The sequence below is a fragment of the Sphingobacterium sp. SRCM116780 genome (genome assembly GCF_021442025.1).
GTDB lineage: Bacteria > Bacteroidota > Bacteroidia > Sphingobacteriales > Sphingobacteriaceae > Sphingobacterium.
Genome location: NZ_CP090446.1, coordinates 723,980 through 738,703, shown reverse-complemented (window position 1 = coordinate 738,703; position 14,724 = coordinate 723,980). Strand labels below are relative to the sequence as shown.

At 34.8% G+C, this 14,724-nt stretch carries 11 protein-coding genes; 3 read left to right on the top strand and 8 right to left on the bottom strand.

Annotated features, from left to right (window positions below; genetic code table 11):
• Nucleotides 1–18: 18 nt before the first annotated feature.
• The gene (gene asnB, locus LZQ00_RS03155) at nucleotides 19–1,707 is read right to left on the bottom strand and encodes an asparagine synthase B (protein WP_234511864.1); all 1,689 of its coding nucleotides are present in this window, start codon (nucleotides 1,705–1,707) and stop codon (nucleotides 19–21) included.
• 398 nt (nucleotides 1,708–2,105) lie between these two features.
• On the opposite strand from asnB, the gene LZQ00_RS03150 reads away from it, so the two are divergent.
• Complete coding sequence (locus LZQ00_RS03150; RefSeq protein WP_234511862.1) at nucleotides 2,106–2,549, top strand: VOC family protein; 444 nt, start codon at nucleotides 2,106–2,108, stop codon at nucleotides 2,547–2,549.
• On the top strand, nucleotides 2,549–2,929 hold the full coding sequence (locus tag LZQ00_RS03145; RefSeq protein WP_234511860.1) for a VOC family protein: 381 nt from the start codon (nucleotides 2,549–2,551) through the stop codon (nucleotides 2,927–2,929). The genes LZQ00_RS03150 and LZQ00_RS03145 overlap by 1 nt, the downstream gene beginning before the upstream one ends.
• A gap of 128 nt (nucleotides 2,930–3,057) precedes the next feature.
• On the opposite strand, the gene LZQ00_RS03140 is transcribed toward LZQ00_RS03145, so the two are convergent.
• The 4 genes from LZQ00_RS03140 to LZQ00_RS03125 form a co-directional block, all read right to left on the bottom strand.
• Nucleotides 3,058–4,029, bottom strand: coding sequence for an arginase (locus tag LZQ00_RS03140; RefSeq protein WP_234511858.1), 972 nt, complete (start codon nucleotides 4,027–4,029; stop codon nucleotides 3,058–3,060).
• A gap of 95 nt (nucleotides 4,030–4,124) precedes the next feature.
• Entirely contained in the window at nucleotides 4,125–4,760 is a 636-nt protein-coding gene (locus LZQ00_RS03135) for a hypothetical protein (protein WP_234511857.1), read from the bottom strand.
• A gap of 108 nt (nucleotides 4,761–4,868) precedes the next feature.
• Complete coding sequence (locus LZQ00_RS03130; protein ID WP_234511855.1) at nucleotides 4,869–8,717, bottom strand: TIM-barrel domain-containing protein; 3,849 nt, start codon at nucleotides 8,715–8,717, stop codon at nucleotides 4,869–4,871.
• A gap of 298 nt (nucleotides 8,718–9,015) precedes the next feature.
• The gene (locus LZQ00_RS03125; protein WP_234511854.1) at nucleotides 9,016–11,472 is read right to left on the bottom strand and encodes a mechanosensitive ion channel domain-containing protein; all 2,457 of its coding nucleotides are present in this window, start codon (nucleotides 11,470–11,472) and stop codon (nucleotides 9,016–9,018) included.
• A 350-nt stretch (nucleotides 11,473–11,822) separates the two neighbouring features.
• Here LZQ00_RS03125 and LZQ00_RS03120 point away from each other — a divergent pair, with 350 nt between their 5' ends.
• Nucleotides 11,823–12,260, top strand: coding sequence for a hypothetical protein (locus tag LZQ00_RS03120; protein WP_234511852.1), 438 nt, complete (start codon nucleotides 11,823–11,825; stop codon nucleotides 12,258–12,260).
• A gap of 53 nt (nucleotides 12,261–12,313) precedes the next feature.
• Here the strand turns inward: LZQ00_RS03120 and LZQ00_RS03115 are convergent, their stop codons facing one another.
• From LZQ00_RS03115 to LZQ00_RS03105, 3 genes are all read right to left on the bottom strand, one after another.
• Nucleotides 12,314–12,994: a M15 family metallopeptidase gene (locus tag LZQ00_RS03115; RefSeq protein WP_234511850.1), complete on the bottom strand. Its 681-nt coding sequence runs from the start codon at nucleotides 12,992–12,994 to the stop codon at nucleotides 12,314–12,316.
• 64 nt (nucleotides 12,995–13,058) lie between these two features.
• Nucleotides 13,059–14,138 (bottom strand): WG repeat-containing protein, encoded by a 1,080-nt coding sequence (locus tag LZQ00_RS03110; protein WP_234511848.1) that lies wholly within the window; start codon nucleotides 14,136–14,138, stop codon nucleotides 13,059–13,061.
• Nucleotides 14,139–14,237: 99 nt separating this feature from the next.
• Complete coding sequence (locus tag LZQ00_RS03105; RefSeq protein WP_234511846.1) at nucleotides 14,238–14,663, bottom strand: hypothetical protein; 426 nt, start codon at nucleotides 14,661–14,663, stop codon at nucleotides 14,238–14,240.
• Between the last annotated feature and the right edge of the window lie 61 nt (nucleotides 14,664–14,724).

Below are 14,724 nucleotides of genomic sequence, written 5' to 3'. Positions count from 1 at the left end.
GAATGATATGAACTGATATTAACTTGCAATCACCTCTTTTTTCGCGTAACTGTCATTATGTACTGCAGCCACAGCTCTACCAGACGGATCATTTAAATTTTGGAATGAAGCATCCCATAATAACGCTTCTGGTGTACTACAAGCAACAGATTTAACCGAAGGAACTGTTTTCGCAGCAGCCTCTGATGGAAAATGCGATTCAAAGATCGTACGGTATAAAAATTCTTCCTTGTTTTTAGGTGTATTGATTGGAAAACGCGTTGCAGCCGCAGCAAACTCTGCATTGGATACCTTTTGCTCAGCTTGCTCTTTTAAGGTATCGATCCAACTGTACCCCACACCGTCTGAGAATTGCTCTTTTTGTCTCCAAGCAATACTTTCGGGTAGATAATCTTCAAAGGCTTTACGAACAACCCATTTTTCCATACGACCATCTTTGATCATTTTATCTTGTGGATTGATGGTCATCGCGACATCCATAAATTCCTTATCCAAGAATGGAACACGTCCCTCCACTCCCCAAGCGGCCAGTGATTTATTCGCGCGTAAACAATCATATAAATATAATTTCTTCAATTTCCGAACGGTTTCTTCGTGAAACTCCTTTGCATTTGGAGCTTTATGAAAATATAAATATCCACCAAACAATTCATCCGATCCTTCTCCTGAAAGCACCATTTTAATTCCCATAGACTTGATTACTCGGGATAATAAATACATCGGTGTAGAAGCACGTATGGTCGTGACATCGTAAGTTTCTAAGTGATAGATCACATCTCGGATGGCATCAAGCCCTTCTTGAATAGTAAAATTGATTTCGTGATGAATAGTACCAATGTGATCAGCAGCTTTTTGAGCAGCAATTAAATCAGGTGCTCCTTTTAAGCCTACAGCAAAAGAATGCAATTGTGGATACCAAGCTTCTTCTTCATCGCCAGATTCAATACGCTTGGAAGCAAATTTTTTCGTAATTGCTGCGATAACAGATGAATCTAAACCACCTGATAATAATACACCATAGGGTACGTCCGACATCAATTGACGATGTACAGCTGCTTCTAAAGCATCTCGTAATTTTGTAATATCCGTCTCTGCATCTTTTACTTGATCGTAAGATTCCCAATCACGTGAATACCAACGCTGAGGCTCTTTACTTTCTACACTATATAAATAATGTCCTGGAGGAAATTGATCTATTGTCGTACAAAATCCTTCTAACGATTTTAATTCAGATGACACGAATAATTGTCCCTTAGCATCCGAACCATAATATAATGGAATAATACCCATATGATCACGTGCTATAAAAAATGAACCATTGCGCGAATCGTATAATGCAAAACCGAAAATACCATTTAATTCTTCAACAAACTGAGGACCTTTTTCTAAGTATAAAGCCAATACCACTTCAGAGTCAGATTGCGTCGCAAAGTTATAATGAGGAAGACTGTCTCGAAGTTCTTGGTGATTGTAAATTTCTCCATTTACAGCCAACACAACTTTCCCATCAGGGCTATATAAAGGTTGACTTCCAGATTTTGGATCCACAATCGCTAGACGCTCATGTGCTAAAATTGCACTGTCTGAACTAAAAATACCAGACCAGTCTGGTCCGCGATGACGAATACGTTTAGACATTTCCAAAACCTGAGGTCTTAGGACTTCTACAGATTGCTTTAAATCAAATGCGCCAATGATACCACACATATTATTATTTTTTTATCGTTTTTATCTTTTGTTTGAACTATTGATACAAAGTAAAACAAATAATAATGAAATTCATAATTTATTTTAAATTTTATTAAAAATTTAATATTCAATCGTTTGTTTTATTGATAAACACATCGTAAAACCCTCAAAATACAATCAGAATAAAAATTATCAAATACATAAAACAAAATCACCGCAATCGAAGTTATTATTAAGGGGGTATATGCGAAGAAAGATTTTTTATCAGTAAAACATATATACAATTTATGAAAAACCATTTATAAGCAGTCAATCGACTGTTAATCCTAAAATATGCGTACTGGAACTATCTACTGACATAGAGTTGTCAATCTAATCCTTAAATTTGATTTATCTTAAATATAAAAATAAGAATTATGGCTATTTTACATGCTTATCTAAATTTTAATGGTAATTGCGAAGAAGCTTTCGAATTTTACCAGTCTGTTTTCAATACGCCTTCACTAGGAACACATCGTTTCGGTGATATGCCTGCTGATCCGAATTATCCAGTACCTGCAGATGCAGCAAACAAAGTCATGCATACAGCAATTAAAATCAACGATTCTGTGATGTTAATGGGATCTGATTGTATCGAAGGTTTTGGACACAAAGCAACAGCAGGTACAAATGCTTATCTGATGTTGGATACCCAAACAGCGGAAGAAGCTCAAAATTTATATGCAAAACTTACTGTAGGGGCTCAACATATTGAGATGCCTTTGGGAGAGCAATTTTGGGCAGAATTGTATGCATCTTTTCAAGATAAATATGGTATTGCTTGGATGATTCATTTTGAAGGAAACAAAAAAATGCAATAATGAAAAATACAGTTGTCTATTTTGAAATTCAAGCAAGTGAACCGTCCAAATTAGTGGTGTTCTACCAAGACATCTTTGGTTGGAAATTTACAAAAGATGAAAACTTACCTATTGTTTACTATCGCATAGAAACTGAAGGAATGATGGGTGGATTACTACAGCGCCCAGCGGAAACTCCTCCTACTCATTGTGGGACGAATGCGTTTACCTGCTCTATGGAAGTTGACAATTTTGATCAGACAGCCGAAAAGATTATAAAAAATGGTGGTCAGGTCGCCCTACCAAAATTTGCAATACCAGGACGTTGCTACCAAGGCTATTTCATCGATACTGATCATAATGTCTTTGGCATATTCGAAGTGGATGATCGTGCACATTAACAATTAAAGAGCATAAAAAAGATGAATAGGTACTATTCATCTTTTTTTATATCTATCTAAAAATATTTGGTATTGTTCATTGGTGATCCCCTACTTAACGTTAAAGACTACAATTATAGTTTAGATTGTCACATACTTTTACTGTATATCTTTTCGATTGATTTGGTGACTTTTTCTAATATATCAAAGGCTACTTCGGCCATTTTGTTTCCTTTATTATCTAATAGCGGATTAACCTCTACCACTTCAAAGCAGGTCACTTTGTGACAACTCAAAATGTTTTGAAGTAACAGAATAACCTCCGAGGGATAAAAACCTTTTGGGACTGGCGTACCTGTACCATCTGAGATAAGTTCGCTATCCATACTATCCACATCAAAGGAAACATATAGCATATCACAATCAGCAAGTCTTTTATTCATCTCTTCTACACAGTTTTCTACCCCCTTTTCGCGCACCTCTTCTACCGTATAGTTTTTGATGCCTAACGAATCAATCAAGCTATCCTCAGGCTCTTCTGTATCTCGAACACCAAAGTAAATTAAATGATTCGGTGTCAGCTTACCAATTTCTCCTCCTAATGCTTTTAGCTTATCCCAATAATGAACCGTCTCCACATCAACCTCATTAACAGCACAAGATGGATTATCCTGATTCATGGTTGCCGCCAAGGGCATTCCATGTAAATTTCCTGATGGAGTGGTAAAAGGAGAATGTATATCTGCATGCGCATCAATCCAAATTACACCTAATGTTCTATTTGGAAAGGCTGATTTTATTCCAGCGATAGTCCCGATGGCGGAAGAATGATCTCCTGAAAAAACCAATGGAAATTGACCATCTTCTAGGGTTTCCTCCACGACTGCACTCACTTCTTTACATTGTTTTAAAACCTGTTTAATTCTTTTCGCAAAAGGATTAAGTCGACGATCATAAACCGCATCATTGCGTGTCTGCACATCAACAAATGGATATTTATGAAAATATTGACTCCCTTTGTTAATAGCAGCAATTTCAATAGCATCGATTCCTAAATCTGAACCTCGAGTACCAGCCCCAATATCCGACCTATTTTTGATTATCTTAATGGGTACTTTCATAGCATGTAATTCTTTCTAATATGCTAAACGATTTACAGTATAGCAATATGTTTGAAATCTAATTTTGTTTTTCATCTCTCTTAGAACTTCTTCAATCAACATGGAGACCAATAATGCATCATATACAAGTGTCCATTTTTAAAGAAGATCTTGATATGTCCATCATCAAGTGGCATACCGGTAGGAATATTTAGTACCTGCAATGTTCCTTCTTGATATACATCCATATCGGATAAATCAATAGGTACATGCGGAAATAATTTAGCAAAATCGTCAACAGTCGTCTCTTTATTCAGAATATGTCCTTTGTAACGAATAAAACTCGTTCCTGAAAATCTAAAATTCTCCACCGCAACAGAATCAAATCGTTGTTCAAATTTGCTTTCGTTCTGATATAAATAAAGACAATTTTTCTTCCAATGATCCAAGCTATCTGTAGGAACATTGGGTTCTCCAAAGGCTCCTCCATTGCAAGGAGGATCATCAAATACACTGATACTACTATCGATCGTAGGACCAAAAACAGCATCAAATTCACTTTTCGAAAATACCCATCCTAATTTTCCACTAAACGCAATGGAATCATAGATCATGGCTAAGGTATCTTTAGCGATATTTGTCGTATCCTGAACAATTCCTGATGGCATGCGATGCACAATACTCGTTTTCTTATCCTGATTTTGACAAGATAACAGGACAAAAATCAACGGTATAAAAAGCACTATGCGCATCGTGATAGCTATGGATATAAAGATAATTAATTTCCCTATACAATTGAAAAGGAACACAAAAAAAGCTCTGAAATTTCTTCCAGAGCTTTCCTTTAAACAAATGAAAATTTAGAATTTCACTGTATTCAGATTTTTATCCACTAAAAATCCTTGAACAGCCTTCAATGTAAATTTAACATCTCGTTTTGCTTTTAATTTCAAAACGAATAAATCTTCATTTCCTGTTATTCCTGCTTGCTCCCCTACGTGTATAAAAGTTGGATATAACACTTTTTCACCACTGGTATGCAAACGGTCATTCGTCAGATTTTCCATACCTTTTACAGCTAAAGGTTGTACAGATACAAACTCATAATCCTGCGATTGATAAGGTAATCCAAAACTTAGCCCATAAACAGATTTCAGATTTTTACCTTTCACCGTAATTTCGATGATTTCATCTTTCTTAAAGCTTTGTTTTGAAGTAGACAAACTGATTTGACCAGCAATTTTTTCAATTTTAGTGTCATTGACTCCACCGTCTAACTGTGTTGCTACAACAGCGATATCATAAGCATCAATTAAATCATTTTTATTAATGTCACCATTACTCACATATCCTTCAAAATCAGCATCACCTTTTTTCAAACCTGTATAGTTCGTATAAGATGTCAAATCATTTCGATCAATCAATCGATCGTTATTGATATCTCCAGGAATATAACTTTCTGTACCTGGTACTTTGAATACATATAATTCACGACCAGAACCAAATCCGCCTACACCTTCCGTAATCGCCAATTTGACATAACGTGCTGTTGGGTGATTCGCAAAGTTGAAGATCTTTATATCCTCATTATTCACCCACTCAAAAGCACCAGCACTAGTCCAATTTTCTTTATCGGCACTGTAGTATACTTGTCCTTTCAATAAAATACCATTACCTCTTCCTGTTCTAGGTAAATAATGAAACTTATCCAGTTGATTGACAGATTTCAGATCTAAGATCATATCAAATGGAATAGCTTTTTTACCCCATGCTGTATGCCACATGTTTCCTTCATCAAAATCAAGTAATTTATCCATTTCTGAGCCCTCTTGATTCTCTGCAGATATCTCTCCTTTGATTCCATGAATAGCGAACTCTAATGGGTTTGTTTTTGTTACCGATTTAATTTCAGTCCAATCGGAAACTCCTTCTTTATTAACTGCTCGCAATTTGAATGAATAAGCCGTCTCAGGTGTTAACCCTTCAAAGAGTAAGGAATTATCTTTAATGGTTGTATAATGCATATTATTAAAATCAATTTCATAATAATCTGCATGATCTACTTTATTCCACGAAGGTGTTAATGTATAAGCGCCTTTATTTTCGTCTGTAACAACTGCATTTTGAGGTGTTGACATTTTACCTATAGAAACTCGAAAGCGGTCAACAGGAGCAAATTGAAACCCCTCCACTGATACATTTACTGCATTTGCTGTAATATCGGTAACTGCTAATTTGATATATACCAATGGGTTTTTGGTGATGATCTGTTTTTCAAATTCGCTTCCTTTCGTAGCAAATCTATTCATATTAGGAGCAGCATCATAGAAATAAACATTCTCTTGATTCGCCAGTTCTGCTAAAGATTTTACTTCCACCAGCTTCAGTTTATTCTTGCCAATAGCAGCCGTTATTTTTTTAGGTTTTGCCGTAACATTAATTCTAAATTCCGTTTGTTTATCTTTAATGAATCCTTCAAATTCACCAACAGTTGGTTCCACAGACACCGTTACTTTATTTTTTATATCCAGTGTAGACTCAATGAAAGTAGATGCTCCTTTTCCAAATTTATAAGCTTCAGAAATTCCATCATCATCATATGCTGTGAACGATGTCTTTCCTGCAGGATAAATTTCGTAAATACGTAACCCTTTATTTATTTCCTGAACATTATTGTTGGGATTTGTCATTGGAATAATAGCACCACTTTTTATAAATAAGGGTAATTTCCAAATCGGGGCATCAAAATTATTCAGTATAGTATTTCCTTCAAATTTGTCTCCTGTAAAATAATCAATCCAAGTACCTTCAGGAAGATAGATGCCATTACGTACATCATTTCCCTTATCATCCGATTTTGTCGCTTGATAGATTGGAGCAACTAAAAAAGAAGGACCATATAAATATTGATATTGGGTTGCTGTTCCTTGTGTATAGGCGTTTGGATATGCTAAAAATAATGCGCGAATCATTGGCAATCCAGTTATAGCTTCCTTAGCAATACTATAGGCATAAGGTATTAACTCAGACTTTAACTTCAAGTAATTCCGATTGATCGAAGTAGCAGATTCTCCCAATGCTTGTGGATATTTTTCATTTGATCCCCATCCATCCATATTCAGTTCCATTGGGGTAAATGTTTTCCATTGGAAATCACGAATATTGACCGCTGTATTTTTTCCGCCAAAAATACCATCCATATCTGAGGTAATATTGGGTTGACCAGACAAACCAGATCCAAGATAAGTAGGGATATGAAAACGAATATATTCCCAAACACCACCTGTCTGATCACCTGACCATATTCCAGCATAACGCTGCGTACCTGCCCAACCGTCTAATGAAATGGTAAATGGTCTCGCATCATTGCCATAATAAGGAATAATATGACCTACATCTGCAACTCCATTTAAACCAAAGGAATAACCTGCACCAACCCAAGCAACATCTGTCTTCAATACACGAACTCCCGCATCTCTTACTTCCTTCACAATATCACGTTGCAATAAAGCACTTACTTCTGGTTTTGGGTGTAAATCAGACTGTGTCCACAAACCAATCTCCACTCCATTTTTACGCGCATAATCCCCTAAGCTTTTGAGATTCGCAATATTACCATCTAATGTTTCTGTTTGTCCATAGCCTGCTCCGTAACCATCATTAGGCAATAACCAACCAAATGGCATGTCATTCTTTTTATAACGATCAATGACAGCACGGGCTGAAAATTGGTAATTATTCAATTCACCATTTAAGGATTCCTTAATACCCCCATTTTCTTTTTGACTTTCTTTATATCGTTTTCCATCTTCGAACAAAATTCCTTTCTCATCTTCCTTCCAATAATCACGATTATAGGCGTTCAGATGTCCTTGATAAAAACCAAATTTTGGAAGTAAAATAGGATTTCCTGTCAATTGATAAAAATCATTTAATAGTGGAACAGCACCCTCGTTGATCATAAAGAAGACATCTAAATATGGGGTATCGTGTGTTAACTGAACCTGCCCTTTTTCTTTCAATCCAAAGTCATATTTTCCAGGTTTAAAGGTGTACCACATAAAACCATAGCCTTTGGTTGACCAATAATAAGGCGTCGGAGAAGCTACTCCGCCATCTGTCCAACTATTTTGATTTTCTATAGCTATCGCTTTCCCCTTGTGAGAAAAACGTCCATTCTGAACACCTCCACCATAAAAATACTCTTCAGGATTTTCTTGCAGGCTCAAGGTTACTTTTCCTTTTTCAAACTGAATAGGTTTTGTAAATACGACAGACTCATTTTTATTTTTTTGATTAACAACTTTAAGCAAATTTGTGCTTTTGTCGATCAGAATAGTGATCTTATCTGTTGCAATCGTTATTTGATTGTTGGCATCAGCAAGGTTTAGATACGGAACAGCCTTTCTTGGATTTGAGACAAGTATTTCAGCAGCAGGGCTGGCTTCAGGATTGCGGAGAATACCACCTGCATTATCTTGAAATAATCTAAAAATATGATCTCCATAAAAATCGAACGTTAAGCGTTGATTATTGGAAAACAGAACCTCTATTGTCGTGGCATTTATTTTTTTAGCACTGACAATAGTTAACGCTGGATTTGTTTGCTTTTCAATGCCATCCATTTTAGAATTGGCTTGAACTTGAGCAAGACTAACCATTAAAGGAAATGCTAAAGCAAACATAACCTTTCTGTGTTGTTTATACATTATATTACAATTTTTGTTTTCTGATTTTAGTCTAGCTGTTTAGTTAAATAATCGTTTGTTTTAAAATTGTAATTTTAGTTATGTAAATGTAGAAAAGAAATTTGAAAATAGTGGAATTGTATCTATTAAAATACATTTCCCATACCGCTTAATAAAAGACAAGATCTTCACGATATCCGTTATAATCAGCAGAACATCCATGTATTTTTCATTGTATCGAATATAACATGGCGATAATAATCCTAAAAAAGAAGTCAGCATTTTTAAAAATGCTGACTTCTTTTTTGTCCGTATTTGGTTATTTTGGAGGAATAATACTGAAGAACTTCAATCCTTCCCTTTTGAAACGTATATCTAATGCGATTAAGACATCGCTTTTAAATCCACCACTATTGGTCGAATTCGTAATCCAACAACCAATATTTAAATAGATCATCTCTTCACTAATATCCTGTACCGAGATTGTTGCTCCTAATTCAGCTACACTATAGGTGCTCTTTTCTATCGCTTCTCTAATCCAGGATTTCGAAACGTCCAAGTCAGCACTGCGATCCACTTGAACAACAAAACTCGTTCTTGCATAGTTACTCGATAGTGTCCAGTTGACAACTCTTCCGGATAATAAATCGCCATTCGGGATGATAACATCTGCTCCATCTCCAGTATTTAATACACTCGCACGAATACCTATTTCTTTAACACGGCCTTTTTTATCCATCAATTCAATCTGATCTCCTACACGAAAGGGTTTATCAAAAACCAAAATAATTCCCGATACAAAGTTATTGATGATATTCTGCATCCCTAAACCAATACCAACACTTAGTGCACCTATAATAACGGTTAACTTATCTAAGCTTAGACCTAAAGCGGATACAGCTATAAAGAAACCAATGACAATAATAATTAACCTAAATAAAGGGAAAAGTGTCATCTTCTGATCGTAATCTTTACTGATCGTACCATTCTCCCCTCCGATCAAGAGTAAATTCAGGTTCTTTTGAAACCAGTTTGCCGCAGTCAGAATAATAACTGCCAGTACGAGATTCCCAAATGTGAAACTGGCACCTCCAAAATGATGTGCGGTGCTTAAAAATTTAGAAACAGCGGCCGCTAATATCGCCGCGAATTGTAAATTATTGGCTAAGACAATTGTCGACAGTAAAAAGCACAGAAATTTCAAAACATCTCCTGTACTTTTCAATGCACGAATCTCATTAAATCGAAGCCAAAAACCTTTTCTAATTCTATTTCTAGTAAATTGGTTCTTAACATCGTTCTTGATCATGCGTACAAAAAAAGTTAAGGTAAAGGACTGCATCAACCCTACCGCTGCTGCAATACTAAAACTTCGAGAATGATCAACATAACCCAATATATTTAAGAAGATAGCGGCTACATTTAATAGCGTAAAAATGATAAATACAGGAAGTTGTGTGTAACCTGCTGCACTCGGATCCTTAATTGTTCTTTTCAAATAGAAGACAATAAAAAGAGCGATAAGATTAAAAATGATACAGAGAATTCTAAAGATGAGATCTTCGCTTGCAACCGAGTTTACAAATACATCGAAAATATAAAAAAGAAGGAGCAGACCTATAATTTTACCTTGATTCACCGTAAACTTCTTTCTCAATATGATCACAAAGAGACACATAATGAGTAGCTGTATTCCTTGAATGACTACTGTAGGTGTTACAATAGAAACTAAAGGTAAAAGTGTAAGCAGCAAAATAAATGCTTTACCAATAGGTGTCCAAAAATTAAGTCTTGTCGTTGTGTCACTTGTGCTATTATTATGCTTATTCAGAATATAAGCCGTGGAGATAATCCAGTATAAATAAGCGAAGACCAAAATGACCAATAGAATTCTACTTGTCCAAGCGGTTTTATTGACATACGTATCTATGGATTTACTCTTTTGAAAGTTATTTTTTAAATTACTGATGATTTTTTCTTTTGTAACTGCCGTATTCTGCGCTTTCCACAAAGAGCTTTTTGCTTTGGTAGAGTCAGAGACGACACGTTCGACTGTAGGTAATTTAGCAGCAGTTTCTTTCACATTCTTAGAAAGACCATAATAAGCTTTCAAATTATCATTGGTAATCGAAACAGAGTTTTTTAAAGAATCTATTTTGCTTTGTACTTGCTGTTCAGCAGTCGTTAAATACGTGTTTAATCGTGTACTGGAGGTACTTATTGCATATTTTGTTCTAAAATCTTTTAATTGCGTCAGGGTATTGTTAAGACTGCGATTATAACTTGCTAAGCTACTTTGAAAGGAATTTAAATCAGAGATTTGTGACCGTGCATAAGCGGTCCAAGGTGCAATAGAATCTGTAGGAGTAGCTGCTGAAAAACTATTTACTTTTTCAACAAATTGTGTCTGAATATTTCGTTTACGTATCGCCTCATTCTCCAAAGCAGCGGCACGAATATTTTCAATATACTTGGTATTGATTTTTTTCAAATCAGCACGTATGCTGTCTCGACGAGGGCTTGACTGCGTACGGGTTGTATCTCCAGTTTCTCGTCGGGATTTATTATCTCGACGATAGGATTGTGTACGACTTGTATCCACAAGTTGAGACGGAGATTTATTGTCACTATAAGTTGTTCCAGGCTGGTTACGATTGCCCTTACCTGTAGACACATTTTGCTTTACTTGTAAAGAATCTGGTTTGGTTTGAGGTAAAATATCCTGAAGAAAGGATAATTGTAATAATAAGACCAATAAATACTTAAAATATTTCACGTGATAATCTCCTATAAATAAATGTCAACTAAAGCGTTTGAGACAAGCAAACAAAAGCTAATTTATGCTTGTAAAAATACTGAAATAAGTTCGCTTTTTAAGATTGACTATTTTCCTTTCTAAAGGATTAACAGGCGAATGAAATTAAACATCACTCATGCCTTAAGCATTCCAACAAAAGAAACGATACCCAATAGTAATAGAGACCGAAGAAATTGCATTGAGGATAAGCCAAAACAACAAATGGAGTGAAAGTACAAGAGAATAGCATGAACGCGAATACTCGTTGCATATTTTGGATGACTATCAAATTTTTATTTATCTTGTATTAGAAACTTATCGAATGGATTATGCTGACAAGATTAAACTACCAAATCGAAATACAGGCTGATAACGAAAAGGTCTGGAATTGTCTGTGGGAGCCAGAAAATTATAAAAAATGGACTTCTATGTTTTCTGAGGGTTCCTATTATCAAACAGAAGAACTTGTAACAGGAAATAAAATACAACTATTAACTCCAAAAGGAGATGGCATGTATAGTTTATTAAAAATTGTTGTTCCAAATGAGCTTTTAGTACTTCAGCATTTAGGGGAAATACAAAATTTCAAAGAGCTGCCGATTGACCCAACATGGGGAAATGCTGAAGAAGGATATGAATTGGTCAAAAAGGAAAATAGCACATTGTTATTGGTTTATGTAGATACATTGGAAAATTATATCGATAGTATGAATAAGGCTTTTCCTCCTGCATTATCGCTTCTTAAAAACTTGGCTGAACAAGAATAAGAATGCAAAAATGCAGTCTTGATTAAATTCAAGTACTGCACGATTACCTTTATTTATTTTACATTAAAATCAAAATATGTTTTTTGATAAGGCTCTTCTTTTAATGTGAAATGCCACCATTCCTTGTCATAGCCTTTAAAACCATATTTTTCCATCATTGTTTTTAATAGTGCTCTATTTTTTTTCTGTGCTAAAGTAATCTTTGGGCTACTATAATGAGAAATATCTCCAAAGAAATCAAAAGGGCTACCCATATCTAGCTCTTCATTATCTTTCAGTGTAATAACTGTTAGATCTACTGTGCTTCCCCTACTATGTCCAGATTTATTTGCGATATAACCTAATTTAAATAAATTCCGCTTATCAAGTTTAGGATAAAACTCTTGTTTGGCTATGGTGTCGCGAATCTCCGTTGCCCATTTTTTAAAATGAGTAACAGCTTTTTGAGGACGATAAGCATCAAAAATTTTAAGCCCCATTCCTTGTTCGTTCAGGTTTTTCTCCACTTTTTTTAGAGCATTTGTTGCAGCAGTGCTTAAGATAAGGACAGGTGATTCATATCCATTGATTTCTTCTCCAACGAAATTATGCGAACCATAATAACGTAGATCATAATGGATATGGGGGATTACTTCTTTGACATAACTAAAACCCTTCGGTAATTTCTGTTGTGCAAAAATTGTAGAAAGTGGACAGATAACGAAAATCAATAGCGGATACCAATACTTTTTCATGAAGTTATTTTATACCTAAAGTTAACAAAACAGAAAGAAGTTTTCACAGCATTTCTAGAATTTCTTATTTAGTAATGTATTGCCATTTATTTTGTCCGTCAAACTTTACAGCAGCAAAACCATCCGTAAAACCTCTTGCGTCTTTAAAAATTGGTTGGTAGTACCAGTCCCCTTTTTTATCAATAAAACCATAAAGTTCTTTTATTCGGCCTTCATGCTGCACTTCTATTGATGTCAATGCCATCCCATCTAAAAAATCATGTGCAATATTAAATTTCAAATCGATAACGACATTCCCTTTTTTATCGATAAACCCATATTTGTCGTTAAACGATACAGCAGCTAAACCTTCCGAAAAATCTCTTACCTCATCATAAATTGGTTTCACGATTACATTTCCTTTAATATCTATAAATCCCCATTTATCATCTTTCATAAATGCGGCTAGTCCTTCCGAAAAAGATTGCAATAATTCATATTTTGGTCGAATGACAAATTTTCCATTTTTATCGATCACGCCGAACTGACCACCCTGTTCTTTTTGGGCTATTGCATAGCCCTCTTTAAAGTCATCTATTCTATTAAACTCAAGTGGAATGATAAGTTCTCTTTTTTTGTTAATAGCACCATAAAGAAAGTCAGATGACAATGTTTTCCCCGTATTGTATACGATTGCAATATTTTCGTGAAAAGAAGTCAAAATATCGTAATTCAAATTTTTTAATACGGCATTTCCGTGTATATCTATATAACCAAAAAAGTGGTTATTTTTGACTACCGCTAAAGAGTCTGAAAAAGGGGTCGCATAATCATATTGATAATCAACGATTAGTTTTCCGGATAGATCTATATAACCGTATTTAATGTTTTTTAAATTGCTATTATGAACTTTAGCCCTCCCATTTTCGAAATTTTTTTCAACTTCAAATTCAGAGTTTCGAATAAAAGAATAGGGTAAAAAATTACCCATAGTATCTATATACTTATATTTTCCATCAATTGATACTAATGCTCTATGCTCATAATAAGGCATTGCCTCTTCAAAAAACAGACCATTGAAAGCAATTTTAGAGGCAATAGGATGAGGCTGCCCAAAAATGTAATTGGAACATATGGTCAAGACTACGAGTAGTATTTTTTTCATTTCCTTTAATTAACTTATACAAAATCTATGGCTAAAAATAGGATTCCTATCATTGCTGTTGAATAGAGGTACTCCTATTATTTTTCGGTAGTAATCTGATTACTTATCTATGAATAGGATGATCTTCTGGTTATCAATTTTTGATATAATAGTATCTCCCCTGTGAGCATCTATTTTGTATTTTTTTGAATTAAATGTTACATACGATTTGTTTGTGCTATATGTTAAAAGTCGATAAGGCATTTGCTCATGGCTATAATTATTTTTAAAAAAGCTAAGTTTTTGAACAGCAAAACCTTCACTACCCAGAAACCAAAATTCACTCAAGATCTTATGCTCATATTTATACACATTTTCGATCAAGTATTCCTTACCCTGAACGTTTAAATAACAATCTTGTGGATAAGTTCTGTATCCATCTTCCCTAGCTTCCGCCATGATTACCTTTAAATTAGATTTTGTAAAAATCCAAAAACCCAACATTAATAGGACGATAACAATTAAAATCGCTTTAATAATTTTCATAAAAACATGATTTCAGTTTAATTGCTTTAAAATTAAGATGAGCATATTTTCTTTTAGATGC